The organism is Atlantibacter sp. RC6 (assembly GCF_014193285.1).
Lineage (GTDB): Bacteria > Pseudomonadota > Gammaproteobacteria > Enterobacterales > Enterobacteriaceae > Atlantibacter.
In genome coordinates this window covers 526,657-553,344 of sequence record NZ_JACHZE010000002.1, presented here as the reverse complement: position 1 = coordinate 553,344, position 26,688 = coordinate 526,657, and the positions used below count along the sequence as shown (strand labels likewise).

The following is a 26,688-nucleotide window of genomic DNA, read 5'->3' as shown; positions in this document are numbered from 1 at the left end:
TTACCCAATCAGGAGAAAGCCAGGAACGGAGAAACGCAAAGCAGCAGGCCGGTGACAATAATGAGATATAACGACACCCCTTTATATTTATGCAGCGCAGGGACTTTGTAGACCAGCCACGCAGGGATCAGGCACCCCACCATGCCGAAGATAGGGCTACAGATAGAGGTGAAGCTTAATACCGGCGCATTAAGTACGATTGCGCTCCAGGCCAGTAAAATGGCGAACAGCATAATGCCGCGCTGTACTAACTCTTCGTTGATGCGATCAGCGGGCAGTTTGCGCCGCAGAATATTCATCACAATCCCCTGGGTCGCTTCGCGGAAACCCAAATAGACGCCAAAGAAAGCCGTCATTACTGCAAAGATATTCAGGATCACGCTGACCCCTTTGACCCAGCCTGCGCCCGCGCCGCTAATAAACTGGGCGGCAATCGCCAGGGCGGAAATATTTTGCTCATAGGCTTTCACCGCTTCGTCATGGCCCATCGCCAGAGTAAATGACACGGCATAGAAAAAGACGGTGACAAACAGAATGCCAAACGCGATGTTCATTGCGCGTAGCGCTTTATGGCGCGCAACCTCAATGGATTTTTCGCGTGACCGATAGGAAATCACCATCGGGCTTAAGGTTTGAATAAACAGGATGGACGTGAGGGTAAAAGGGAGCGTAATAATCGCATTTTTAATCAGCAGCGCGACGGGCGGCAAGGCACCAATATTATATAAATGCCACATGCCGACCATCGAAATACCCAGTGCGGCAACGACCAGCAGTTTAGTTAATACCATGCCGGTAGAAATCTTAAACAACAGCTTCTCGCCGCGTGATGAAATGGCGACCAGAATACAAATCAAAACCAGCCCATAAAACGGGTTGTCTGACATCAGCCCTTCGGTTACGCCGAAGGTATGGAGATAAGAGGCGCTGTCATTGGTGATCGCCGTGGAATAAACGAACATCCAAATCACCAGCATGACAAAATAGAGCGCACCTAATAATATCCCCCAGTTTTTACCCAGATATCCGCTGATCACGCTGGGGTAATCTTTGCATTCCGGGGATTCGGCAAGGGTGTTAATAAACAGCCGCTGAAATAAGTACATTGCCGGATAGCCAATAACTGAGGAGAGTAAAAACACCCACAGGCCCATTAATCCCACCTGGACCGGAAGAAAAACAATGCCGGCGCCAATAGCCATGCCAATACTCATAATGACCCAGCCGGTGTCCGTGCTGTCGAATTTTATGGCTTCTTTCCATTCACTTTCCGTCATTCCAGCCCGAGCCGCTGGACTCGTGACTCCGCGTATTACGCTATTATTCGTTGCCGTTTCCATAGAGAACTCGCTTACCAGATAAGTAGGGTTTGTTATTGTTCGTGCCGCATCGAGGCGATATGCGATACGTAATTTGCAGGCGAGTCGTTAGAATGAACAAATAATACGCGCGGTGTCAGAGAAAAACGTTGCAAACTGATTCGGATAATTCCCTGTGCTGAATAATATCTTTCTCCGTTAATGGAGGGTTTGAGAAAGGTTTTCTTAATTTGATGCAAATCACAAATAAATTATGTTTGTTTTCTGATCCCATAACGAAGCAAGGGAGCCTTTTCGGCTCCCTTTTTTCTGGTACTTATGCGAGGCGGGCAATATTAGTGCGCGCGCCCCTGCTCAATACCAATACCGGTTTGCGAGCGGATAAACTGGGCGCGGAATTTTTCGCGTTCCAGATTGCCTTCAGCGCTGTTATCGGTAATCGAGAATACCCAAATCCCGACAAACGCCACCAGAATTGAGAACAGTGCCGGATATTCATACGGGAATACCGGTGCGGCATGGCCGAGAACCTGTACCCAAATCGTCGGGCCGAGGATCATCAGGATCACCGCCGTCAACAGGCCCAGCCAGCCGCCAATCATCGCGCCGCGGGTGGTCAGTTTCGACCAGTACATCGACAGCAGAATGATCGGGAAGTTACAGCTCGCGGCGATGGAGAACGCCAGGCCCACCATGAAGGCGATGTTCTGTTTCTCGAACAGGATGCCCAGCAGGATAGCGATCACGCCCAGCACCAGCACCGTGATTTTAGACACTCGCAGTTCATCACGCTCGGTGGCACCTTTACGGAACACGTTAGCGTACAGATCGTGCGATACCGCGGATGCGCCCGCCAGCGTCAGCCCTGCGACCACCGCCAGAATCGTGGCAAAGGCCACGGCTGAGATAAAGCCGAGGAACAGGTTGCCGCCCACGGCATTCGCCAGATGGACTGCCGCCATGTTGTTGCCGCCAATCAGCGCGCCGGTGGCATCTTTAAATACCGGGTTGGCGCCCACTAACATGATTGCGCCGAAGCCGATGATAAAGGTCAGAATATAGAAGTAACCCATAAAACCGGTGGCGTAGAACACGCTCTTACGCGCTTCGCGGGCATCGCTCACGGTGAAGAAACGCATCAGAATATGCGGCAGACCGGCGGTACCGAACATCAGCCCTAACCCGAGCGACAGCGCGGAAATGGGGTCTTTCACCAGCCCGCCCGGGCTCATGATCGCGGAGCCTTTCGGGTGCACTGCCATGGCTTCGCTGAACAGATTATTAAAGCTGAAGCCGACGTGTTTCATTACCATAAAGGCCATAAAACTGGCGCCGAACAGCAACAGTACCGCTTTGATGATCTGCACCCATGTGGTGGCAAGCATCCCGCCGAACAGCACGTACATCACCATCAGCACGCCGACCAGCACCACCGCCACGTGGTAGTTCAGACCGAACAGCAGTTCGATCAGTTTACCTGCGCCTACCATCTGGGCGATCAGGTACAGCGCGACCACCACCAACGAACCGCACGCCGACAGCACGCGGATTGGCCCCTGCTTCAGGCGATAAGAGGCCACGTCGGCAAAGGTATATTTGCCGAGGTTACGCAGGCGTTCTGCAATCAGAAACAGGATAATCGGCCAGCCCACCAGGAAGCCCAGCGAGTAGATTAGCCCGTCATAGCCGGAGGTGAACACCAGCGCCGAAATCCCGAGAAACGACGCCGCCGACATATAGTCACCAGCAATCGCCAGGCCGTTCTGGAAACCGGTGATGTTGCCGCCCGCCGTGTAGTAATCGCTACGGGTGCGGGTACGTTTCGATGCCCAATAAGTGATCCCTAACGTAAAGGCCACGAATACGATAAACATAATAATGGCTTGCCAGTTAGTCGGCTGGCGTTGAACGTTGCCGGTTAGCGCATCGGCGGCCAGAGTGCTGGTGGATAACCCCAGCAGCGCCATCCCCATCAATGAATGAAAACGTTTCATAGTGCCTTCACCTCGTGCATCACGGCTTTATTGAGACGGTCAAATTCACTGTTTGCCCGCCAGACATACACACCCGTCAAAATGAAAGAGATCAGGATGACGCCTACGCCGATAGGGATCCCGCGCGTGACGCTGGTGCCTGCATGCAACGGCGTACCCAGCCAGCCGGGCGCGAAGGCGATGAGCAGAATAAAGCTCACGTAAATCACCAGCACGATAAGGGACAGAATGGTGGCAAACCGTTGCCGTTTCTCAACTAACTCCCTGAAATGCGCATTATCTTCTATCCGTTGATAAATTGGTTCATTCATCACAGAGTCTCCAGAGGTGTTCCCCCGCGTTTTTCGCGCCACAGCGTGCTGGCCGCCACGTGAAATCCTTGGGAGGGGTAGGGTACAGGTTGTTATGGTTTCCCTCTCCCCGGCCGGGGAGAGGGTTAAGGTGAGACGTTAAGACGGCATGGTGATGGCCTGCTTTTCTTCGAGCAGTTTTTCCACCACACCTGGATCGGCGAGCGTAGACGTATCGCCGAAGTTACTGGTATCGCCCGCGGCAATCTTACGCAGAATGCGGCGCATGATTTTGCCGGAGCGGGTTTTCGGCAGCGAGTCGGTCCAGTGCAGGATATCCGGCGTCGCCAGCGGACCAATCTCTTTACGCACCCAGTTACGCACGTCGGTATACAGCTGTGCGGTGGGTTCTTCGCCGTGATTCAGCGTCACATAAGCGTAAATCGCCTGGCCTTTGATGTTGTGTGGAATGCCAACGACGGCGGCCTCGGCGATTTTCGGATGCGACACCAGCGCCGACTCGATCTCTGCCGTTCCCAGGCGATGGCCGGATACGTTCAGCACATCATCCACGCGACCGGTGATCCAGTAGTACCCGTCCTCATCACGACGCGCGCCGTCGCCGCTGAAGTACATATTTTTGAACGTCGAGAAATAGGTCTGCTCGAAGCGTTCGTGATCGCCAAACAGGGTACGCGCCTGGCCCGGCCAGGAATCGGTGATCACCAGGTTGCCTTCGGTCGCGCCCGTCAGCGGCTGGCCTTCGTTATCCACCAGCGCCGGTTGAACGCCGAAGAACGGGCGGGTGGCCGAGCCGGCTTTGAGCTCCGTTGCGCCGGGCAGCGGAGTAATCATGAAACCACCGGTTTCGGTCTGCCACCAGGTATCTACCACTGGGCATTTCTCGTTGCCGATTTTCTTCCAGTACCACTCCCAGGCTTCCGGGTTAATCGGCTCGCCAACGGAACCCAGAATACGCAATGAGGAGCGGTCGGTGCCTTCAATCGCTTTATCACCTTCCGCCATCAGGGCGCGGATCGCCGTCGGGGCGGTGTAGAGAATGTTCACTTTATGCTTATCGACCACCTGCGCCATGCGGTTCGGCGCCGGCCAGTTTGGCACGCCTTCAAACATCAGCGTGGTGGCGCCGCAGGCCAGCGGGCCGTACAGCAGGTAGCTATGGCCAGTAACCCAGCCCACATCCGCCGTACACCAGTAAATGTCGCCCGGCTTATAATCAAACACATATTTAAAGGTGGTGGCGGCGTACACCAGGTAACCGCCAGTGGTGTGCAATACGCCTTTAGGTTTGCCGGTTGAGCCGGAGGTATAGAGGATAAACAGCGGATCTTCCGCGTTCACTTCTACCGGCTGGTGGTGGGCGCTGGCTTTCTCAACCAGCTCGTTCCACCACAGATCGCGGCCTTCAGTCCAGTCGATATTTGCGCCAGTACGCTTGAGCACAATCACATGCTCGATAGTTTTCACGCCAGGGTTTTTCAGCGCGTCATCGACGTTTTTCTTCAGAGGAATTGAGCGGCCCGCGCGGATGCCTTCATCGGCGGTGATCACCAGGCGTGCGTTGGAATCGATAATGCGTCCGGCGACCGCTTCCGGAGAAAATCCGCCGAAAATTACCGAGTGCACTGCGCCGATGCGCGCGCAGGCCAGCATCGCCACCGCCGCTTCCGGCACCATCGGCATATAAATAGCCACCACGTCGCCCTTCTTAATGCCCAGGTCGACCAGCGTATTTGCAAAGCGGCAGACATCGCGGTGCAGTTCGCGATAGCTAATATTTTTGCTCTGGGTGGCGTCATCGCCTTCCCAGATAATGGCGGTGCGCTCGCCGTTTTCCGCCAGATGACGGTCAAGACAGTTGGCCGCTAAATTCAGGGTGCCGTCTTCATACCATTTAATCGACACGTTGCCGGGTGCGAAGGAGGTGTTTTTAACTTTCTGATAAGGCTTGATCCAGTCAAGGATTTTACCTTGTTCACCCCAGAACGCGTCAGGATCGTGAATAGATTGCTGATATTTAGCCTCGTACTGCTCCGGATTAATCAGGCAATGTTCCGCAATGTTTGCGGGAATAGCGTGTTTGTGTATTTGGCTCATGGCTTTTTTTCTCCTTGAAGGATGTTAATAATATGTCACGCAAACGTTAATTGTAGGGGCTTTAGCAGCTTTGTTTATTATTTGCGCGGCAGATCACGAATAAAAAAAATGGCGGAAAATTGCTCAAACGATTCCGCGGGAGAAAAAAATTAGGGAAATATATTTTTGGAAATTAAGATTCAGAATATTCATTTATAACAAAATCTTATGTATGGATACTGATATAAAAATGCGGTTTGAATCAAAAAATCAGTGAATGTGCCTGTTCCTCAAGGGTTGCGCAGCATGGCGTACAAATGGTACTCATTATGCGCGTTAAAAAACCCCATAACAGACCCAACGTTTGTCATACCCCTTTCAGTTTGTGACCTTCTCATACTGACACACATGGGAATGGCCCCCTTGAATCAGGAAGTTAAGTGTTATGAAAAACAAAAAGATAAGCCTGGCCTGGCAAATTTTGCTTGCGCTGGTGCTAGGCATTCTTCTGGGCAGCTATCTGCACTACCACGCCGATAGCCGCGAATGGTTGGTCAGTAATCTGCTTTCCCCTGCAGGTGATATCTTCATTCACCTGATCAAAATGATTGTGGTACCGATTGTGATCTCCACCCTGGTGGTGGGCATTGCCGGCGTTGGCGATGCGAAACAGCTCGGACGTATCGGCGCGAAAACCATTATCTATTTTGAAGTGATCACCACCGTGGCGATTATCCTGGGCATCACGCTGGCGAATGTGTTTCAGCCGGGCCACGGGATCGATATGTCGCAGCTCGCCGCCGTGGATATCTCCAAATACCAACAAACCACCGAACAGGTGCAGAGCCATTCTCATGGCCTGATGGGCACTATCCTGTCACTGGTCCCGACCAACATCGTGGCGTCGATGGCCAAGGGCGATATGCTGCCGATTATTTTCTTCTCGGTGCTGTTCGGTCTGGGGCTTTCATCGCTGCCGTCAACCCATCGTGAGCCGTTGGTGACCGTGTTCCGCTCCATCTCCGAAACCATGTTTAAAGTGACCCACATGGTGATGCGCTATGCGCCGGTGGGCGTGTTTGCGCTGATTTCCGTAACGGTGGCCAACTTTGGTTTTGCGTCGCTGTGGCCGCTCGCCAAACTGGTGATCCTGGTTTACATGGCCATTCTGTTTTTCGCGTTGGTGGTACTGGGCACGGTGGCGCGGATGTGCGGATTGCGCATCTGGATCCTGATCCGCATCCTGAAAGATGAGCTGATTCTGGCGTACTCCACCGCCAGTTCCGAAAGCGTTCTGCCGCGTATTATTGAGAAGATGGAAGCCTATGGCGCGCCAGCGTCCATCACCAGCTTCGTGGTACCCACCGGCTACTCCTTTAACCTTGATGGCTCAACGCTGTACCAGAGTATCGCCGCGATCTTTATCGCCCAGCTGTACGGCATTGAACTCTCCCTCGGCCAGGAAATTATTCTGGTGCTCACCCTGATGGTGACCTCAAAAGGCATCGCGGGCGTACCGGGCGTGTCATTCGTGGTGCTGCTGGCGACGCTGGGCAGCGTGGGCATTCCGCTGGAAGGGCTGGCGTTTATTGCCGGTGTCGACCGTATCCTTGATATGGCGCGCACCGCGCTGAATGTGGTGGGCAACGCGCTGGCGGTACTGGTTATCGCCAAGTGGGAACACCGCTTTGACCGCAAAAAGGCTCAGGCCTATGAGCGGGAAATGCTCGGTAAGTTTGACGAAGCGGCTAAATCTTAACGGATTAGGCTGAATAAAAAGGGCTGGCGGAGGTTACGCCGGCCCTTTTTGCATTTACAGGCCTGGCATTCGTATGGAAATAAACCGGGCGAGTGGTGTATAGTATTCAAAGAGTTATTTATAATTAATTGATAATATTATGAAAAAAGTAACCACCTCGATTCCGGCCCTCGACAAGATTATGCGCGTGTTCGACTACCTGCTGGAATGCGACGGCGCGACGTTCACTCAAATCCATCAGCATTCCGGAATTGCCAAAAGCAGCACCTCCACCTTACTCAACGGCATGGTGGCCCATGGTTTGCTACGTCAGGAAAAAGACAAGTATTATCTGGGCCTGCGCCTGTATGAGCTGGGCAACAAGGCATCGGAACAGTACGACATCAAAAAGATTGCCCTGCCGATCCTCGAAGAAATCCGCGATTCTACTGGCTTAACCTGCCATCTCGGCGTACTGGAAGGCGCATCGCCAATTTATCTGCTTAAGCTGGAAAGCCCGCAGGCCATTGTGATCCGCAGCTGGGAAGGCAAGCGCCTGTCTCTGCACAGTTCCGGGTTGGGGAAAGTGCTTATCGCTTGGTTGAACAGCGAAGAGCTGGATGAACTGCTGCCGGAAGACCAGGTTCTGCCTCGCTTTACCGAGACCACCATTACCGATATCAACATCCTGAAGCAGGAACTTGCGGGCATTCGCCGTCGTGGTTGGGGATATGATAATGAAGAAGATTGCCAGGGCGTGCGCTGTATCGCCGTGCCGGTGTTCAACCATCAGGGGAAGGTCGTTGCCGCTCTGAGCGCATCGGGCGTCGCGTTCCAGATCCCGGATGAAAAGCGGGAAAGCCTTGCGACGTTAATGATGGACGCCAGCCGCCGTCTGACCCATTTACTGCATTAACAGAAAGCGGGCATAGAGCCCGCTTTGTTCTTTATACCCGTTACAGCCCTGCGCGCTTCAGGACCTTTTTAAGCTCCGCGATATGCCCTTCGTTAGCAGGCAGTACCGGCGGCATCACGTGGGTTGAGATATTCACGCCGCTCAGTTGAATCGCCTTCTTGATGATGCCGAAGAAGGGGGTATCCAGGCTGTATATTGTCGACAGCGCAGAAAGCTGGCGCTGCAGGCCAAACATCGTTTCGTACTCTTTTGCGCACCAGGCGCGGTAAATCCCGCAGGTGATGTGCGGCGCAAAGTTGGCCGTAGCCGGAATGCCGCCGTTACCGCCCATGATCAGCGTATCCATCATGTATTCGTCATAACCAGAGAATATGACAAAGTCGGAACGAAGCGGCCTGACATGATTAATGATTTCCCGGATGTGGCTAATATTATCGACAGTGTCTTTAATCCCAATAATATTGGGTATATCGCGCGCCAGCCTGGTGAGTAAATCCACGCTAATATCCTGGCCTGTTAATGCCGGAAAATTATAAATTAATACCGGAGTGCGAATATTCTCCGCCACGGTTTTGAAATGGTTATAAATATAATCGTCGGTTAATTTGGCGTAATAAGGATTCAGCACCAGCACGGCGTCCACTTCCAGCTTATCGGCGTGGCGGCCCAGTTCAATGACGTCCTGGGTACACGTGCTGCTGATACCCAATAATACCGGGATGCGGCCCTGAATATGGCGCACGCAGAATTCTGCTGTTTCCATCCGCTGTTTTTGGGTCATATGGCAGAACTCGCCGCCGCTGCCCAGCAGCAATACGCCATCAACGTTATTGGCGATCAGATGATCCAGTAAAGTCGCCATACCCGCTTTATCCAGTTCTCCCTGAGCATCAACAATTGTCGGGACCGGCGGGAACACCCCGCGAAATTTGCTCGTGTTTGACATGAAAATATCCTTCAGGAAAGGGCGGGCCTGCGCGCAAGCCCGCCGAAAACATTATTTAATCCAGGCACCCGCCATTAAGGAGGTGGCGTGGGAGGTGAATTGCTTGAATACGCCACGGCGGCTGGAGTAATCCGGTTTGCTCCAGCGGCTGCGACGCGCTTCCAGGCAATCCTGAATCTCTTGCTCGGACTGACGAACGCCATGAATGCCGACGATATTGAGCTTGCGGCCTTTGACGTCCATTTCGATAAGGTCGCCATCCTCTACCAGCGCAATCGGCCCGCCGTCAGCCGCTTCCGGTGAAACGTGACCCACGCACGGTCCGCTGGTTGCACCAGAAAAACGGCCATCGGTGATCAGCGCGACTTTGCCGTCCAGCCGCTGGTCATACACAATGGCGTCGGTGGTCATTAGCATTTCCGGCGCGCCGGAGCCTTTCGGTCCTTCGTAGCGGATGAAAATCACATCGCCGGGCTCAATACGGTTATGAATAATCGCCTGCTGGGCATCTTCCTCAGAGTTAAACACCCGAGCAGGGCCAACGTGGTGATGCATATCCGGGGAGCAGGCGGCGTATTTGATCACCGCGCCTTCCGGGGCGATATTGCCTTTCAGTACCGCAATCGAGCCTTTTTTAGTGGCCTGCTCCGGCTTGCGCAGCACGTCGTCCGGGCTGACTTTGTAGTTGTTCAGATAGCCGTGGTTGCGGGTAAAGAAGCCGGACTGGTGCATCATTTCCAGGTTATCGCCCAGGGTGCGCCCGGTCACCGTCAGCACGTCCAGATCCAGATAATCGCGCAGATACCACTGCACCAGCGGAATCCCGCCCGCAAACCACAACATCTCGGTGACGTACTGACCGCTCGGCTGGATGTTGGTTAGGTACGGGATTTCATTATTGATGCGATCGAACAGCTCCGGTTTTAATTCCCAGCCCAGCTCGTGCGCCACCGCAGGCAGGTGGATCATTGCATTGGTGCTGCCGCCAATCGCCGCGTGAACCTTAATGGCGTTCTCAAACGCGGCTGGCGTTAGGATTTTATGGGTGGTGATATTTTTAGACGCCAGATGCAGCGCCTGATGACCGGCCGCCCGCGCGCCGCGACGGATTTCCGCCATGGTCGACGGCTGCAACGCGCTGCCTGGTAACGCCAGGCCGAGCGCTTCCGACATACACTGCATGGTGCTGGCGGTCCCCATAAACTGGCAGGCTCCCGCCGTTGGGCAACCGCACTGCTGCATGGCCTCAACCTGTTGGACGCCGATCTCGCCTTTTTTCAGCTTCGCGGTGATGCCGCCAAGATCCGATGTGCTCATATTAGGGGCCGGGCGCATGGAGCCGCCGGGAATATGCACCAGCGGTAGATTAAGCCGCGCGGCGGCAATCAAATGCGCCGGAATCGACTTATCGCAGCTGGAGATCAGCACGCCAGCGTCATAAGGCACCACCGACGCGTGGATTTCCACCATATTGGCGATGGCTTCGCGAGACGCGAGAATGTAGTTCATCCCGTCATGGCCCTGGCCCCAGCCGTCGCAAATATCGGTCACGTGGTGGCGCACCGCGCGGCCACCCGCTTCGTGGACGCCCATGACCGCTTCGTCGCCGAGCTGGTTCAGATGGAAGCTGCCGGGATGGCTTTCCCCATAGCAGTCATCCACCAGTACCTGCAATTTATTGACGTCTTCTTTGGTGTAATTCATCCCCAGACGCAGGGCATCCAGTTGCGACCACAGGTCGCGGGCGGTTTGGCATTTCTGACTCATTTGGCGATTCCTTCCTGTTTAAGTGACGCTGTGGCAGCAGGTTTGCGGCTGGAGCCTGGTGTACCGGCGGGGCGCGCGGTTACCGAGGGCAAACTGAACAGCAAAGCAACAGCGATAAGCAATGCGGCGACCAGCACGGTCATCCCGGCAGTTTGTGAGAACGTGACGGTCAGCAGTCCGACCAGGTACGGCCCGATAAAGCCGCCGATGTTGCCGAGGGCATTGATGGTGCCGCGCACGCCACCCAGCACGTTGGGTGCGAACAGCAGCGGCGGCAGCGTCCAGAACGGGCCCGCGTAGGCTTGCAGGAAGAAGCCGCAGATTACCATCATGCCGTAGGCCAGCCAGACGTTGTCTTTGAGAATTAAGGAGAGTGCGAGGCAGATGGCGAAACCAATCAGCGGGATCGCAGTATAGAGGCGGCGGTTCATGGTCTTATCGCACCATTTGGCGATATAGAACTGGCCGACGATGCACAAAATATACGGCGCGGCGGTGAGCAGGCCGACGGTTGTCATACCGCTGCCGGTTAATTCTTTAATCAGTTTCGGCATCCACAGGGCGAAGCCGTAGAAACCCACCTGAACAAAGAAATAGATACCGATCAGTTTCCACAGGTTTACGCTGCGCAGCACACTGCGGATACTGCTTTTCTCACCCGCGATACTCAGCGCGCGATCTTCTTCCAGTTTCTGTTCAATCCAGGCGCGCTCTTGCGGATCCAGCCATTTCGCCTGATGCGGATGGTCAGATACCAGCGGTAGCCAGACAAATAGCAAGCCGAGCGACAGTAGCCCTTCAATAATGAACATTTCGCGCCAGCCGTAGACTTCGATCAACCAACCGGAAAGCGGCCCGGTAATAATTGACGCGACGGCCAGGTTCATCTGGAAATAGGCAATGGCGCGGGCGCGCTCTTCATTCGGAAACCAGTGGCCGATCAGCGCCAGTATTGCGGGGTAAACTGCGCCTTCCGCCACGCCAAGGATAAAACGAATTATCAGCAGCTGCGTGGGGGTTTGTACAAACCCCGTTAATAGCGCAAAACCGCCCCAGGCGACGATAGTCCAGGCGATAAGTTTTTTGGCGCTTAAGCGCTCGGCGATTTGCCCGCCGGGGATCTGCAGGAAGATATAACCAATAAAGAAGATCCCGGCAACCAGACCGGCAAACGACGCGGTCATGCCCAGATCCTCTTCCATACCGCCCGCGATACCGATAGCGATATTGGTCCTGTCCATATACGCCACGATATACACGAGAATGGTGGCTGGGATGATATGCAACCAGCGGCCCCTCGTTGTCGGTTTACTCAGTTCATTACTCATTTTTCTTTCCCTATGGTAAGAGGTATGATTGTTCTACATATGGAACTATTGTTCTGTATGTTGATATCATCACTCCGGGAAACGGCAACGTCAATTCCATACAAAATTGAAGGGTTTGTTTTGTGATTAGCTTCATAAACTGAATGTAAACGTTGCCTGAAGGAGGCAAGCTCACACCAGCTCAGGCTGATTTACATCATTAACCTAAATTTGTGTGCCGCTTCACAGGTTGGGAAATCGGCAGATTTACGCATTGAGGTCAGAGTATGGACTGATTTAAATTCTTTATAAGGAATAATTGTTCTGTATATTGAACTTAATGCTAAGTGAGGAACCATCATGATTACGACTGCACTATTTCCGTCACGCTACGTTCAGGGGAAAGGCGCGTTAACGTCACATCTGCCTCAGGAACTGGCGTCGCTGGGCAATAAAGCACTGATCCTGCAAGATCCGCTGGTTCACGAACGCTATTGCGATGCGGTTGAAACGGCGCTGCACGGCGTTATTGATTATCAGATTGAGGTGTTTAACAGTGAATGCAGCGATGAAGAGATCGCGCGTATTTCTGATAAAGCGATGGCCATAGGTGCCGATGTGATTGTGGGTATGGGGGGCGGTAAAACGCTCGATACCGCAAAAGCCACGGGCGCCAGCCTGCGTTTGCCCATCGCGATTGTGCCGACGCTCGCCTCAACGGATGCGCCCTGTAGCTCGCTGGTGGTGATTTATACCGCCGAAGGGCAATTCAAACGCTACTTAATGATCCCGCGCAACCCTAATTTAGTGCTGGTGGACAGCGGCATTATCGCCTCTGCGCCGGTGCGTTTTTTAGTCTCGGGTATGGGCGATGCGTTGGCGACGTGGTTTGAAGCAGAAGATTGCCGTATTAAAGGGGCGGGTAACATGACCTCGCGGCCCGGCCCGATGACCGCCTTCGAACTGGCGCGTTTTTGCTACAACACGCTGATGCGTTATGGCCGTCTGGCGAAGTTTGCCTGCGAGCAACATCAGGTCACCCCGGCGCTGGAACACGTAATCGAAGCCAACACATTATTATCCGGGCTGGGCTTTGAAAGCGGCGGCCTGGCGGCGGCACATGCGATCCATAATGGCCTGACGGTATTGCCGCAAACGCATGCTTACTGGCACGGAGAAAAAGTAGCATTCGGTACTCTGGCGATGTTGATGTTGACAGACCGCTCCCCTGAACTTATCGATGAGGTGTATACCTTCTGCGAGGATGTCGGCCTGCCGGTCACCCTGGCAGATATCGGGTTGAGCCAGGTGAGCGATGCCGATCTCATGGCTGTTGCTCAGGCAGCCTGCCAGGCTGGCGAAACCATGCATAATGAACCCTATGAAGTGACGCCGGAAACGGTGATGGCAGCGCTACGCGCTGCTGACGCAGTAGGGCTGGCGCGTAAAGCACAGCGTCGATAATCTTTTTGTCTCCTTATTTGCCGGGCGTGCTGATTATTCATCACGCCCGTTTATTACTCATCGCTGTGATATCGATTAGATTTTCAACATCCCCTCAAGGCTTTTTCAGGCATCGATCCGTACAATCGCCCACACTCAACCTTAGCTATTCATCCCTGCGGAGAATGATGATGAAACCTGCCATTATGGTGGTGGATGATGACCCCGCCATTTGTGATGTCTTACGGGATGCTTTTAGCGAGCATGTGTTTGAGGTCCATGCCTGCTATACCGGAAATAACGCGCTGGCGACGCTGGCATCCCATCCGGAAATTGCGCTGGTGCTGCTGGATATGATGCTGCCGGATATCAACGGCCTGATGGTGCTGCAACAAATTCAGCGCCAGCATCCATCGCTGCCGGTGATTATGTTAACCGGATTGGGCAGCGAATCGGATGTGGTGGTCGGCCTGGAAATGGGAGCGGATGATTACATCGCAAAACCCTTTAACCCGCGTGTTGTTATCGCTCGTGTAAAAGCCGTGTTGCGACGTAGCGGCGTACTGAACGCCGAGACTCCAGTCGTGCAGGGCAGCGGGCTGATTTTTAACGGCTGGACGCTCGATCCCGGACGCTGCGTGCTGGTTGATGCTCATCAACAGCCGGTGGATCTCACTCAGGGGGAATATGGCTTACTGTTGGCGCTGGTACAAAATGCCCGGCGGGTATTAAGTCGAGAGCAATTGCTGGAGTTAACCCACAGTGAGACCATCGAGGTATTTGATCGCACCATTGATGTGCTGGTAATGCGCCTGCGTAGAAAAATAGAGATCAATCCCCATCAACCTGTGTTAATACGTACTATTCGGGGCGTAGGTTATGTATTTTCTGCGGATGTGATTGCGGCAGAAAAGGCGGCGTAAAAACGGGTGCGTTAAGGACTCATTACCTGACAAGAAGGGCGGAGCGAACTCCGCCCTAATAGCATTACCGGTCAGAGCAGGCTAATCTTGCCGCCACCTCCTGATTTCCGTTTCTTATTTTTAACTCACAGAGTAGCCCGTGATTAAATAAGGAAAAAACCAGCACTGTTAGGCAAACAACTAATAAGCATGCCAACAGATAGCGTAGTGGCTTCATGCCATTTACTCCTTGCCTTGCGGCGAGTAAGCGGCTATTCTCAACTTGTCTAGGGTTGAGAGATAGCCTCGGGTTAATAGGAATATTGCCCGGGGCTTTTCTCTTTCTGTCCCTCGTCCAGTGATGTACTTAAGACAGAAAGCCTTAAGCACCCGGCGGATATATTAATGACCCGCTAATAAAATGCCAGATAAATTAAAATGTAATTTCTGGAGTGTTGTTGCATGGATTTTGCAGGCACATCGCAAAAGACACGTAATCTATTTGTTGTGGTTTTTATTAGACGTTTCGTTAACACCTGTGATGAATGTAATGAGGGCTGGCAGGAGGAAAGCAAATAAGATCGGGTGCGTTAAGGACTCATTACCTGACAAGAAGGGCGGAGCGAACTCCGCCCCGATAGCATTACCGGTCAGAGCAGGCTAATCTTGCCGCCACCTCCTGATTTCCGTTTCTTATTTTTAACTCACAGAGTAATCCGCGATTAAATAAGGAAAAAACCAGCACTGTTAAGCAAACAACTAATAAGCATGCCAACAGATAACGTAGTGGCTTCATGCCATTTACTCCTTGCCTTGCGGCGAGTAAGCGGCTATTCTCAACTTGTGTAGGGTTGAGAGATAGCCTCGGGTTAATAGGAATATTGCCCGGGGCTTTTCTCTTTCTGTCCCTCGTCCAGTGATGTACTTAAGACAGAAAGCCTTAAGCACCCGGCGGATATATTAATGACCCGACAATAAAATACCAGATAAATTAAAATGTAATTTTGGGATCTCTTTTCATTGGGTTGGAATATAGTTCGCAAAATTAAAGTTATTTATTGACGCCGTATTTTATTAACTGCTCCATTAACGCTTTTCCTGAATATCAAACTTGAGTTCTGCGAGAGTTTTCGCACCATCTATCGCATTGGCGCACTGCAAGCTTGCCCGGGCGCAGGCGTGCGCCAACAAAATGCTGTCAGACAGCGACCAGTTTTCATGGCTGCCGTATAACAGGCCCGCGCAGAAAGCATCACCTGCGCCGACGCTGCCGACAATCTCCTCCTGGCTCAACGTCATGGAAGGCACCCACAGACCATCACCATCAGGCTCAATGCCAAACGCGCCTTCCGGACAATGGATCACCACACGCCGGCGCACCCCTGCCTCCAGCAGTTGCCTGGCGACAGCGCCAATAGCGTCGATATCCGGCGTTTGATCGTCCCTACGCATCGGCTGCCCGCTAAACTCGCCCGCCTCCAGTTCGTTAATCACCAGATAATCCAGCCAGGGCAGGGCTGGCATCACCAGCGGTTGATAGCGCGGATCGCCCTGACGCGATACCAAATCGAGAGAGGTTTGATAGCCGAGCTGCTGCATTTGCGCCAACAGCCGGGCACTGCGCGTGCCGTATTCGGCGTCGGGTAAATCCAGGCTATCGAGTAGCAATAAATAACCGAGATGGAAAATCTGCATGCTGCTGTCGAGGCGATCGAACGCGGGTAAATCCAGCAGCCGGTTCGCCCCGGGGGAGTGGAAAAAGGTGCGCTGGCCGCTGGGATCGGTCATCACCTGAGTCATTGATGTTGGCGCGAAAGAGGTGCGCTGCACGTGCTGGCGATTGACATGGTATTGCTCCAGCATCGCCATAATGTAATCGCCATCATGATCTTCGCCGATCAGGCCCACCGCCTGAAGCGGCAGGCCGGTGTGCATTTTCGCGAGCGTGAGCAAAACGTTTAGCGGCGCGCCGCCAGTGGAGCGCTCGCTACGGGTGATCTCTGTTAACCAGCCAGGTTCAGGCCACTTCACAATCTGATGAACATGATCCACCAGCATATTGCCCGCGGCGATAACGCCTTTACGTTCGCTCATGTCGCCTCCTTACGCATGCCCCGCGCTGCCAAAGGTGCGCATCTGCTCTGCCACCACGTCGGTAATGGCTTCTTCAATCCCGAGCAGCAACTCGGCGAATTCGTCATACATCGGTTTACGGTCCGCCATGCGTCGTTCCACCGCGCCCAGTGCCGCCTGCGACATACCGGTATAAAAGTTGATTTTATGGATGCCCAGCGAGATAGCGCGCCGGAAGTCGGCATCGCTAATCCCCGAGCCACCGTGCAGCACCAGCGGAATGCCCGTTTGCTGGCTGATGGCGCTGAGCCGGTCGAAATCAAGCTTCGGTTCGCCTTTATATTTGCCGTGGGCGTTGCCGATGGCGACAGCCAGAGCATCAATGCCGGTGCTGTCGACAAATTCACGGGCGATGGAGGGATCGGTGAACTTCGCGCTGTCCGCTTCGCCATACAGCGCGCCGCCTTCATCGCCGCCTACCGCGCCCAGTTCCGCTTCCACCGATACGCCTACCGCATGGCACATCTTCACCACTTCCCGGGTCTGGCGGACGTTCTCTTCATAACTCAGGGTTGAGCCATCAAACATCACTGAGCTAAACCCGAGGCGCAGCGCCCGGACCACCGATTCAAAATGCAGGCCGTGATCGAGATTGAGCACCACCGGGATATCGTGGCGCGCCGCCTCGAATTTCACCGCTTCCACCAGCGAATCCAGCGACACGTATTTAAAATGCACTTCCGCAATATTAATGATAAACGGTGAACGCTCCTGTTTTGCCGCCGCGAAAAGCGCGCGCAGGAAATGACTATCCAGCACGTTAAACGCACCGAGCGCATAACCGTGTTGACGCGCATGCGCCAGTCCGTCTGCGAGTGAAATCAATGCCATGTTGGCCTCCTGAAATTATCGGAACATGCGGTATTCGTTACATAAAACCAGGTGAGCGGGCTCGTCTTCGTCTATGGCATTGAACCGCTCAAGGGGCTTAAGAAAGCGATTGTCACGGTCGTCGTCGTTTACCGTTGAGACCTCACCCGCCAGCACATCGCCAAACCCGGCTTCAGCCCAGAAGCTGTGATACATGCCGGGTGTCAGGCAAATGCTTTCCCCTGGTGCGAGGCGCAATTGGCTGCCGGCGCTGTGCGTCTGTCGGCAACCATCGATGACCACCGTGACATCGCTTTGTTCGGGTTGTTCGTACTGGTCGGCATTCCAGATTTCGATAATTAAATTGCCGCCGCCCCGGTTAATAATGTCTTCCCGTTTGCGCCAGTGAAAATGCATCGGCGTCACCTGACCATCCCGGACGTGCATGATTTTTTCGGCATAGCTTTTCGGCCAGGTGACGCCATCCGCCGAGCCATTGCGTAGGGTAAACAGCGTTAGCCCCTGGGCGTTAAAATTGTTGCCGCCAAAAGCGGTCACATCCCAGCCGAGTTTTAATTCGAAGACCTCCGCCCAGCTGGCTTCATCCAGTTCACGCCATTTGGTGGGCGCGAAGCTGGCAAAAGGCGGCAGATGCACGTCATGACGGGAAAAAAACTGGCGCGTATGGCCGAGGATTTCATTGATTTCAGAACGTTTCATTGCCTCTCCCTCTCTGCCTGAGAAGAGGGTGAGGGGCAGACCAACCTCTCACCCTCGCCTGAAGGTTATTTCACCGTCCAGCCTTTGTAGGTGTTGATGTTGTTCTTATCGATCAGCGTCACCGGGATCAGTACCGGTTCTTTTGGCGCGGGTTTGCCTTGCAGGATGTCATAGCCAATTTCCACCGCTTTGGCCGCCATCACCTGCGGATCCTGGGCGGGGGTTGCCACGAACAGCGAGTTATCGCGCTTCAGGGCTTCTTCCGCGTCCGGCGATCCGTCCACGCCGACGATAAAGAACTCGTTACGCTGCGACTGCTTCGCCGCCAGATCCGCGCCGATCGCCGTCGGATCGTTGATGGCGAAGACGCCATCGATCTTCGGGTTCGCCGCCAGCAGCGAGGTCATCACTTCCAGCCCGCCTTCGCGACTGCCTTTGGCGTTCTGGTTCCAGGAAAGCACTTTGATGTCCGGATGGCGTTTGAACTCGGTCTGGCAGCCTTCCACGCGGTTTTGTACAGCGGACACCGGCGGCCCGTTGATGATCACCACATTACCTTTGCCTTTCAGGCGATCGGTAATGTACTTACAGGCGATCTCCCCGGCCTGGGTGTTGTTTGAGGTGATGGTGGCGTCAGCGCCGTCAGCCGCCACGTCAACCGCAACCACCACAATCCCGGCGTCTTTGGCGCGTTTCACCGCCGGGCCGATGCCTTTTGAATCCGCGGCGTTAAGGATGATCATGTCCACTTTGGCGGCGATAAAGTTATCGATCTGCGCCACCTGCTGGCCCAGATCGTAGCCGCTGGATACCAGCGTCACTTTCACGCCATCGCCTGCCAGCTTACGCGCTTCCAGCTCCGCCCCCTTGGTGATCTGCACGAAGAACGGGTTAGCGAGATCGCCCACGGTCACACCAATGGATTTTAACTCTTTGGCATGGGCGGCACCGCCGGCGGCCAGCATGGCACCTACGCAAAGCGCGGTGACAAGAGGTTTCAAACGCATATTTTTCTTCCTCATATAGGGAGTAGGGTATTGTTGTTATGCACTTTGATGGTGACGGGTACGGTACTTGTCTATCAGCACTGCAATGATGATCACCGCCCCTTTGATCACCAGTTGCCAGAAATATGAAACGCCCATCAGGGTCATACCGTTATTGAGAGTCGCGATGATTAACGCCCCCACCAGGGTACCGGTGATGGTGCCGATACCCCCAACAAAACTGGTGCCGCCGAGAATAACCGCCGCAATCGCGTCCAGTTCATAGCCCATTCCCAGGTTGCCGTTGGCGCTGTACAGCCGCGACGCGCTCATCAGCCCGCCAAGCCCGGACAGCAGTCCGCTCATCCCGTATACAAACAGCAGCACCAGCCACACTTTGATACCGGTCAGCCGCGCCGCCTGCATATTGCCGCCTACCGCGTAGATATGAACCCCGAGCGTGGTGCGGCGCAGAATGAACCAGCAAATCGCGACCACCAGCAGCGCAATCACCACCAGCCAGGGGATTGGGCCAAGGTAGGCGTTGCCGATCCATTCAAAATTGATATTCGAGTTGATCACCGTGGTGCCGTCCGCCAGCAGATAGGCCGCGCCGCGTAGCGCCGTATAGGTTCCCAATGTGACGATAAACGGCGGTAGCCCGGCAAACGCCACCAGCGCGCCGTTAAACAAACCGAGCGCCAGCCCTAGCATCAGCGCCGCAGGCATCGACAACATCGCCAGCTCCGGCGAGAGCGATACCACCATCGCCGCCACCGCCGTGGTGCCGAGAATTGACCCCACCGACAGGTCAATCCCGCCAGTTAAAATAATGAAGGTCATCCCCGCCGCCAGCACGATATTGATTGACGCCTGGCGGGTAATATTCAGCAGGTTACTTTCGGTGAAAAAGTTAGGCGCGATAAAGCCAAATACCGCCACGATCAGGATCAGAATCGGTAAAATCCCCACCGTTTGCATAATGTCGCCCATCAGCATCTTTTTCACGGAGGCGGATTTCGGGGCGGGTGAAGTGGATGGCGTCATGGTTGGCCCCTTTTGGGAAGAGTTAGTCATTGCGCACCGCCTTATGATGCGAATCGTCCACGCCGGTAGCCAGCGTCATGATATTTTCCTGAGTGATGTCGGGCCCGTTCAGCTCCCCGGCGATACTGCCTTCGCGCATCACATACACCCGATCGCTCATGCCGACGACTTCCGGCAACTCGCTGGAAATCATCAGGATCGCCACGCCCTGGCGCGCCATCTGGTTCATAATGCGGTAAATCTCGCTTTTTGCGCCGACGTCCACGCCGCGCGTCGGTTCATCGAGGATCAGAATGCGCGGGCCGATGGCGACCCAGCGGGAAATCAACAGTTTTTGCTGGTTGCCGCCGGACAATCCGCCCGCCCGCACCTGAGCGTGGGGCACGCGGATATTGAGCGTGGAGATAGCGTCATCGGATATCGACTGCGCTTTTTTGCGGTTCAGTAGCCCATAACTGGCGTCGCGCTCCAGCGTCGCCATGGTGATATTTTCCTGAGCGGCCATTTCCAGAAACAGCCCTTGCTCTTTACGGTTTTCGGTTAAAAAGCCGATGCCGCGGTCGATGGCATCGCGCGGGGAGTGGATCACCACCGGGTTACCGTCGATTTCAATGCTGCCGCCGGTGGCTTTGCGCACCCCGAAAATCAGTTGCGCCAGTTCGGAACGGCCCGCGCCCACCAGGCCCGCCAGCGCGACGACTTCGCCAGCGCGCACCTGCAAACTGACCGGCTTAATTTTTTCGCCGTCGGTCAGGTGATGCACCGCCAACCGCACCTCGCCGCGCGGGATATCGCGCTCTTTATTAAACAGATCGCTCAGCGGGCGGCCCACCATCATGCGCACCAGTTCCTGGGCATTCAGTTGGTCGCGCTCCAGGCTGCCGACGTACTGGCCGTCACGCAGCACGCTGACCCGGTCGGACAGCTCGTACACTTCGGCCATGCGGTGGCTGATATAGATAATCGCCATGCCTTCATTGCGCAGCCGCATAATCAGCTCGAACAGGCGGTGGGTTTCGCGGGAAGAGAGGGCGGCGGTGGGCTCATCCATCACCAGAATGCGGCTATTACGATGCAGCGCACGGGCAATTTCTACCTGCTGCTGCTCGGCGATGGTCAGGCGCATCACCCGGTCAGTGGCGCGGAACTGTGCGCCCAGCCGGTCAATGACCTTCTGAGCCTGTGTGACCATCTCTTTGCGGTTAACCAACCCGCCGCTGGAAATTTCGCTGCCAAGGAAAATATTCTCGGCGACGGTTAAATTAGGGGCGAGCTGCATCTCCTGATAGATCAGTGTGATGCCCGCCTGCAAGGCGTCTTTCGGGCTTCTGATGCTGTAAGGCTGCCCGTCAATCAGGATCTCGCCGCTGGTGGCAGTGTAGGCCCCGGCGAGGATTTTCATCAGGGTGCTTTTCCCGGCGCCGTTTTCGCCCATCAGCGCGTGGATCTCGCCGGGATAGACCGTCAGGCTGACGCCTTTAAGCGCGTAAAACTTGCCAAACGCTTTGGCGATATCGCGCATCTCCAGTACCGGCGTTGCGTTCATGGCGCACTCCATTTGGGGTCAGGTGCCTTCAATTGACCACTGCCAGATAAATACATGATGTCAAATCCCATTCATATTTGTCATATTGCTGAATAGTTAACATTGATCACATTCCCGCAACGCAACCATGCCGGGCAACACTGCGAGGCGCTACTGTTCTGTTTTCACCAGTGGAGTGGGTTATGACACAGTCAGCCAGCCGATTTCTGACCAGCGCACGCGGGCGGTTACTGTTTTTTAATCTGCTGGTGGTGGCCGTCACCCTGATGGTGAGCGTGGTGGCGATTGTCGGATTTCGGCACGCCAGCCTGTTGCAGGAGCAGGTACAGAAGCAGACGCTCAGTGATATGACCGGCAGCATGGCGCTGGCGCGTGATACCGCCAACGTCGCCACGGCGGCGGTGCGGCTAAGTCAGGTGGTCGGCGCGCTGGAATATCAAAGTGAAGCGGAGCGATTAAAGCAAACGCAGCTTGAGCTACAACGCTCGTTGCATTTGCTGTCAATGGCGCCGCTGGCGACCCTGGAGCCGGAGCTGGTCAGCAATATCATTTCCCGCAGCATCCAGTTGCAGCAAAGCGTGACCCAAATGCTGGAGCGCGGCCATCGCCGCCATCTTGAGCGCAACGCGTTATTGAGCGCCCTGTATCAAAACCAAAGCTATCTCCATCATATTCAAACGCTTAACCAGCGCACCGGGCAAGACAGGCCTGCGCCCGGTCTGCTTATTGAAATGGATCGCCTGATCGACGCGGCAATCCAGACCCCGTCACCGCGCCCGACGGTGGAGCAAATCGACGCGGTGATGCAACAGCTACCCGGGCAGCTCAACGATCCGTTGATTAACGGTATCTATCAGGACTTTACCCGGCAGTTGGGCCAGCTCGATCCGCTCTCCGCCGCGCTGGAAGAGAGCGATCTCGCCATTAACTGGTCGATGTACCATATCAAGGCGCTGGTGGCGTTTCTTAACACCGATATCAATCAGTATGTGAAACGCGTGGCGCAGGAGTCGGCGCTGCGTACCGCCGCCAGCCATAAAGAGCTGCGCTCGATGATCCTGTTTATCGCGGTGTTTGCCGCGCTGGCGCTGATTATTACCGGGTTTGCCGGGTGGTATATCTACCGCAATCTCGGCTCGAACCTGACGGCGATCTCCACAGCGATGGCGCGGCTGGCGCGCGGCGAGCGGGATGTCACCGTCCCGGCGCAGCAGCGGCGCGACGAGCTTGGCGAACTGGCCCGTGCGTTTAACGTGTTTGCCCGCAATACCGCTTCGCTGGAACACACCTCCCGGCTACTGAAAGAAAAAAGCACCCAACTGGAAACCACTTTTCACGCCATGCGCGACGGCTTTGCGCTGTTCGACAGCCACGGCGAGCTGGTGGTGTGGAACCCGCAATATCCTTTACTGCTCGGGCTGGAAGCGAATGGGGTGCAGCGCGGCCAGCACTACCTCCAGCTGTTGCGCCAGGTCGCGCCGCAGGATGCCCATATTCAGGAAAACCTCGCGCTGCCGCTGCCCCATCCACAGGAGCTGCGGCTGACGGACAACCGCACCATTGAGCTGCGCTTTAGCCCGGTGCCGGGGCGTGGCATGGTGAACGTGGTTTTGGATCGCACCGAGCGAAAAGGGCTGGAAGAGGCGCTGGTACACGGCCAGAAAATGAACGCCGTCGGCCAACTGACCGGCGGCTTAGCCCATGATTTCAATAACCTGCTGGCGGTGATTATCGGCAGCCTGGAACTGACCGCGCCCGGTACGCCGGATGCGCCGCGCATTGCCCGCGCGCTGAAGGCCGCCGAGCGCGGGGCGCAACTTACCCAGCGCCTGCTGGCGTTTTCGCGTAAGCAGTCCCTGAATCCGCGTGCTGTACAGCTTAAGGCGCTGCTGGAAAACCTGGTGGAACTGATGCGTCATTCACTGCCCGCGACCCTGACGCTGGAGCTGGAAGCGCAACAGCCCGCCTGGCCCGCGTGGATTGACGTCAATCAGCTGGAAAACGCCATCATTAACCTGGTGATGAACGCCCGTGACGCCATGGAAGGGCGTAGCGGAGTGATAAAACTGCGTAGCTGGAACCAGCGCGTGACCCGTGGCGACGGGCGGCGGCACGATATGGTGACCCTGGAAGTGATCGACAGCGGCTGCGGAATGTCGGATGAGGTCAAAGCCCACGTGTTCGAGCCGTTCTTTACCACCAAACAGACCGGTGAAGGCAGCGGTCTCGGCCTGTCGATGGTGTATGGATTTGTGCGTCAGTCCGGCGGGCGCGTACAAATCGACACTGCCCCCGCCCAGGGCACCACGGTGCGCCTGCAACTGCCGCGCGCGCCGCAGGCGGCCAGCGAACTGGCGTTGCCGGTCGATACCCCCGATGTTGCATCACAGGATGAACTGGTACTGTTGCTGGAAGACGAGGCCGATGTGCGCCAGACGCTATGCGAACAGCTGCATCAGCTTGGCTATATCACCCTGGAAGCCCAGACCGTGGAAGAGGCCATCACTCTGCTGGATAGCGTCGAGGAGATCGGCATCCTGATTAGCGACCTGATGCTGCCCGGCGGTGTCAGCGGCGCGGAAGTGTTGAACTATGCGGCTCTCAATCATCCGCATATTGCCCGGTTGCTGATCAGCGGCCAGGACTTACGCACCGCGCAGGACCCGGCAGCGCAGCCGGACGTGGAATTGCTGCGTAAGCCTTTTACTCAGGTTCAACTGGCGCAGGCGCTGCGGCGGGCGCAAATCTGAGATTATCCGGCCTGACTTTACGCATTGATAAAGCCCAATTAACCTACTTGCATAATTTTGCATTTAGGTTAATCCTTATGGAAAAGAAAACGCCGCATACTCGATTACATATTGTCAAAACGATGGTTCGGGCTGGCCTGGCGGCAGTGACAAATACAGCCTTGATTGGCGCAGCGCAAATGGGATTTAGTTCTAAGCAGGAAATATTTAATGTCATTCTGGCGCTGGAACCCGCTGACTTTTATAAAAGCATGACTGCTTATCATGATTCTACGTGCTGGCATGAAGTGTATCGACCCTTCTACAAGGGCCAACAGATTTATATGAAATTCATTGTGACTGACGGCGTACTGATCGTGTCATTTAAGGAGTTATAAATATGAAATGTCCTGTTTGTGGTGGCGCAGAACTGATACATGAAGCACGCGATATGCATTATGAATACAAAGGTCGGAAAACGGTCTTTAAGGCCGTTAAAGGGCAATTTTGCGATCGGTGCGGGGAAGTGATTTTTGGAGATGGCGAAGGCGATGACTATTTTGCGGCCATGCTGGAATTTAACCGACGGGTAAATGCTGAAGAGGTCGATCCTGCCTTTATCGCTAAGGTGCGTAAGCGCCTTAAACTAGACCAGCGCCAGGCTGCAGAAATTTTTGGCGGTGGCGCTAACGCCTTTAGCCGTTATGAAACTGGCCGCGTAGCGCCTCCGCGTCCACTTGTTTTATTATTTAAGGCCCTGGACAGGCATCCCGAACTCCTGGAAGAGCTTAAGCGAGCTTAAGAGCCACGTCGAAATCATTACACAGGCGCGTCACCCCTGACGCTTTGAGAATTCTCTTCTTCACTCACATCCGCAGCCTTTGCAAAGTAACACTCTGTCTTTTCGAGGGCTGCCTGATGAAAACTTTGCCGCTTTTCCTGACGCTCGGCGCGTTAGTGATGACTGCTCAACCAACGCGCGCCGATGTCATTGACGATACCGTGACGTCTATTACCCGCGCGATTGATGACGCGTATTCGCAGAATGACGATCGACGCGATGACCAGCGCGATGACCGCGACTGGCAACGTTCCGACGACCAGCGCCGCCAGTATAATGACCGGCGCAGGCAGCTTGAGGACCGCCACCGCCAGTTGGATGAACGTCAGCGTCAACTGGACCGTGAGCGCCAGCAGCTGGAAGAGGAAGAGCGACGGCTGGACGATGAATACGACCGCTAAGCGAGGGTAATTTCCTGCCCGTCATAACCCGCTTCGATCCCCTCCGGCAGCGGGTTTTCCATCATCCAGGCATCAAACTGGTGGCTGATATGGGTCAACACCACGCGCGGGCTTTTTATTACCTCATTCAATGCCACCACCGTGTTTAAATCACAGTGATTAGCCGGCGTGTGATCGCGCGGCTCGTGGCTGCAATCAATCACCATCACGTCAGGCGGCCCAGCCTGCAAAAACTTCAGCGTTTTCTCCGGCAGCCCGGCGGTGTCGCACAGCCAGGCCACGCGGCTGTGGGCGGTTTCCAGCAGATAGCCGAACGTTAGCTTTGAATGGGTGAGCGGCAACGGCGTGACCTGCAACCCTTGCAGGCTAAACACCACGAACGGCTCAACGGTATGGCTGAAATCCAGTATGCCGGGATGTTTAAACAGATCGTCGCAACCTTGCTCGTCCGGCGGGCCGTACACCGCTATTTTGTCGCCTACCCCCCAGCGCAGCGGGAAAAGCCCCTGCACATGGTCCATATGGTAATGGGTCAGCAAAAACTGGCGGAAACTCCCGGCGGGCCAGCGCTCCATCAGGTCGGGAATTCCCGCATCCAGCAGCGTAATGGCATCGTTGCAGTTAATCACCGCGCAACAGGGACGGCGGCGAAAAGCGTCGTCATTGCGCGCCCGTTCACAGGCGTTGCAGCCACAGCCAAACGCCGGGACCAGCTGCGCGCCGCCGGTGCCGGTGAGGGTCAGTGTGAAGGTCATC

Annotated in this window: 24 protein-coding genes; 8 read left to right on the top strand and 16 right to left on the bottom strand. The window is 55.0% G+C overall.

Annotation, left to right across the window (positions count from 1 at the left end; genetic code table 11):
- Positions 1 to 8: 8 nt before the first annotated feature.
- The 4 genes from FHW74_RS07700 to acs all read right to left on the bottom strand — a co-directional run bounded on the left by FHW74_RS07700 (position 9) and on the right by acs (position 5,721).
- Positions 9 to 1,340 carry an amino acid permease gene (locus FHW74_RS07700; protein ID WP_183169885.1) on the bottom strand — a complete coding sequence of 444 codons (1,332 nt, stop codon included), beginning with the start codon at positions 1,338 to 1,340 and terminating at the stop codon, positions 9 to 11.
- Positions 1,341 to 1,654: 314 nt separating this feature from the next.
- Positions 1,655 to 3,292: a cation/acetate symporter ActP gene (actP, locus tag FHW74_RS07695; protein WP_183169960.1), complete on the bottom strand. Its 1,638-nt coding sequence runs from the start codon at positions 3,290 to 3,292 to the stop codon at positions 1,655 to 1,657.
- A 17-nt stretch (positions 3,293 to 3,309) separates the two neighbouring features.
- A complete protein-coding gene (locus FHW74_RS07690; RefSeq protein WP_183169884.1) occupies positions 3,310 to 3,624 on the bottom strand; it encodes a DUF485 domain-containing protein in 315 nt (104 codons plus the stop codon).
- A gap of 138 nt (positions 3,625 to 3,762) precedes the next feature.
- Positions 3,763 to 5,721 (bottom strand): acetate--CoA ligase, encoded by a 1,959-nt coding sequence (gene acs / locus FHW74_RS07685; RefSeq protein ID WP_183169883.1) that lies wholly within the window; start codon positions 5,719 to 5,721, stop codon positions 3,763 to 3,765.
- Between the two features lie 424 nt (positions 5,722 to 6,145).
- On the opposite strand from acs, the gene gltP reads away from it, so the two are divergent.
- Positions 6,146 to 7,459, top strand: a complete 1,314-nt coding sequence (gene gltP, locus FHW74_RS07680) for a glutamate/aspartate:proton symporter GltP (protein ID WP_183169882.1) — start codon at positions 6,146 to 6,148, stop codon at positions 7,457 to 7,459.
- A gap of 139 nt (positions 7,460 to 7,598) precedes the next feature.
- Positions 7,599 to 8,354, top strand: coding sequence for an IclR family transcriptional regulator (locus tag FHW74_RS07675; protein WP_183169881.1), 756 nt, complete (start codon positions 7,599 to 7,601; stop codon positions 8,352 to 8,354).
- Positions 8,355 to 8,394: 40 nt separating this feature from the next.
- On the opposite strand, the gene FHW74_RS07670 is transcribed toward FHW74_RS07675, so the two are convergent.
- The 3 genes from FHW74_RS07670 to FHW74_RS07660 are packed head-to-tail and all read right to left on the bottom strand — an operon-like array spanning position 8,395 to position 12,395.
- On the bottom strand, positions 8,395 to 9,300 hold the full coding sequence (locus FHW74_RS07670) for a dihydrodipicolinate synthase family protein (RefSeq protein WP_183169880.1): 906 nt from the start codon (positions 9,298 to 9,300) through the stop codon (positions 8,395 to 8,397).
- Positions 9,301 to 9,351: 51 nt separating this feature from the next.
- A complete protein-coding gene (gene ilvD / locus FHW74_RS07665; protein WP_183169879.1) occupies positions 9,352 to 11,067 on the bottom strand; it encodes a dihydroxy-acid dehydratase in 1,716 nt (571 codons plus the stop codon).
- The gene (locus FHW74_RS07660) at positions 11,064 to 12,395 is read right to left on the bottom strand and encodes an MFS transporter (protein ID WP_183169878.1); all 1,332 of its coding nucleotides are present in this window, start codon (positions 12,393 to 12,395) and stop codon (positions 11,064 to 11,066) included. Before FHW74_RS07660 ends, ilvD begins: the two co-directional genes overlap by 4 nt.
- Positions 12,396 to 12,734: 339 nt before the next feature.
- Between FHW74_RS07660 and FHW74_RS07655 the strand changes: the two genes are divergently transcribed.
- Both FHW74_RS07655 and FHW74_RS07650 read left to right on the top strand, forming a co-directional pair.
- Positions 12,735 to 13,838, top strand: coding sequence for a glycerol dehydrogenase (locus FHW74_RS07655; RefSeq protein ID WP_183169877.1), 1,104 nt, complete (start codon positions 12,735 to 12,737; stop codon positions 13,836 to 13,838).
- 170 nt (positions 13,839 to 14,008) lie between these two features.
- Entirely contained in the window at positions 14,009 to 14,740 is a 732-nt protein-coding gene (locus FHW74_RS07650; RefSeq protein WP_183169876.1) for a response regulator transcription factor, read from the top strand.
- 64 nt (positions 14,741 to 14,804) lie between these two features.
- Here FHW74_RS07650 and FHW74_RS07645 read toward each other — a convergent pair whose 3' ends face one another.
- From FHW74_RS07645 to FHW74_RS07610, 8 genes are all read right to left on the bottom strand, one after another.
- The gene (locus FHW74_RS07645; RefSeq protein WP_183169875.1) at positions 14,805 to 14,957 is read right to left on the bottom strand and encodes a Hok/Gef family protein; all 153 of its coding nucleotides are present in this window, start codon (positions 14,955 to 14,957) and stop codon (positions 14,805 to 14,807) included.
- Positions 14,958 to 15,362: 405 nt separating this feature from the next.
- Complete coding sequence (locus FHW74_RS07640) at positions 15,363 to 15,515, bottom strand: Hok/Gef family protein (RefSeq protein WP_183169874.1); 153 nt, start codon at positions 15,513 to 15,515, stop codon at positions 15,363 to 15,365.
- A 290-nt stretch (positions 15,516 to 15,805) separates the two neighbouring features.
- Positions 15,806 to 16,813 (bottom strand): carbohydrate kinase family protein, encoded by a 1,008-nt coding sequence (locus FHW74_RS07635; RefSeq protein WP_183169873.1) that lies wholly within the window; start codon positions 16,811 to 16,813, stop codon positions 15,806 to 15,808.
- A gap of 9 nt (positions 16,814 to 16,822) precedes the next feature.
- Positions 16,823 to 17,683, bottom strand: a complete 861-nt coding sequence (locus tag FHW74_RS07630) for a ketose 1,6-bisphosphate aldolase (RefSeq protein ID WP_183169872.1) — start codon at positions 17,681 to 17,683, stop codon at positions 16,823 to 16,825.
- Positions 17,684 to 17,698: 15 nt separating this feature from the next.
- Positions 17,699 to 18,382: a D-lyxose/D-mannose family sugar isomerase gene (locus FHW74_RS07625; RefSeq protein WP_183169871.1), complete on the bottom strand. Its 684-nt coding sequence runs from the start codon at positions 18,380 to 18,382 to the stop codon at positions 17,699 to 17,701.
- Positions 18,383 to 18,447: 65 nt separating this feature from the next.
- A complete protein-coding gene (locus tag FHW74_RS07620; RefSeq protein ID WP_183169870.1) occupies positions 18,448 to 19,389 on the bottom strand; it encodes an ABC transporter substrate-binding protein in 942 nt (313 codons plus the stop codon).
- Between the two features lie 36 nt (positions 19,390 to 19,425).
- A complete protein-coding gene (locus FHW74_RS07615) occupies positions 19,426 to 20,415 on the bottom strand; it encodes a ribose ABC transporter permease (RefSeq protein WP_125294788.1) in 990 nt (329 codons plus the stop codon).
- A gap of 22 nt (positions 20,416 to 20,437) precedes the next feature.
- Positions 20,438 to 21,961: a sugar ABC transporter ATP-binding protein gene (locus FHW74_RS07610; protein WP_183169869.1), complete on the bottom strand. Its 1,524-nt coding sequence runs from the start codon at positions 21,959 to 21,961 to the stop codon at positions 20,438 to 20,440.
- Between the two features lie 182 nt (positions 21,962 to 22,143).
- Here FHW74_RS07610 and FHW74_RS07605 point away from each other — a divergent pair, with 182 nt between their 5' ends.
- The 4 genes from FHW74_RS07605 to yjdP all read left to right on the top strand — a co-directional run bounded on the left by FHW74_RS07605 (position 22,144) and on the right by yjdP (position 25,932).
- A complete protein-coding gene (locus tag FHW74_RS07605) occupies positions 22,144 to 24,711 on the top strand; it encodes an ATP-binding protein (RefSeq protein ID WP_183169868.1) in 2,568 nt (855 codons plus the stop codon).
- Between the two features lie 77 nt (positions 24,712 to 24,788).
- Positions 24,789 to 25,088: a type II toxin-antitoxin system MqsR family toxin gene (locus FHW74_RS07600; protein ID WP_183169867.1), complete on the top strand. Its 300-nt coding sequence runs from the start codon at positions 24,789 to 24,791 to the stop codon at positions 25,086 to 25,088.
- Between the two features lie 2 nt (positions 25,089 to 25,090).
- A complete protein-coding gene (locus FHW74_RS07595; RefSeq protein WP_183169866.1) occupies positions 25,091 to 25,492 on the top strand; it encodes a type II TA system antitoxin MqsA family protein in 402 nt (133 codons plus the stop codon).
- Between the two features lie 116 nt (positions 25,493 to 25,608).
- Positions 25,609 to 25,932, top strand: a complete 324-nt coding sequence (gene yjdP / locus FHW74_RS07590; RefSeq protein WP_183169865.1) for a DDRRRQL repeat protein YjdP — start codon at positions 25,609 to 25,611, stop codon at positions 25,930 to 25,932.
- On the opposite strand, the gene phnP is transcribed toward yjdP, so the two are convergent.
- Complete coding sequence (phnP, locus tag FHW74_RS07585) at positions 25,929 to 26,687, bottom strand: phosphonate metabolism protein PhnP (protein ID WP_183169864.1); 759 nt, start codon at positions 26,685 to 26,687, stop codon at positions 25,929 to 25,931. The two genes, yjdP and phnP, sit on opposite strands and share 4 nt — an antisense overlap.
- Position 26,688: the final 1 nt, after the last annotated feature.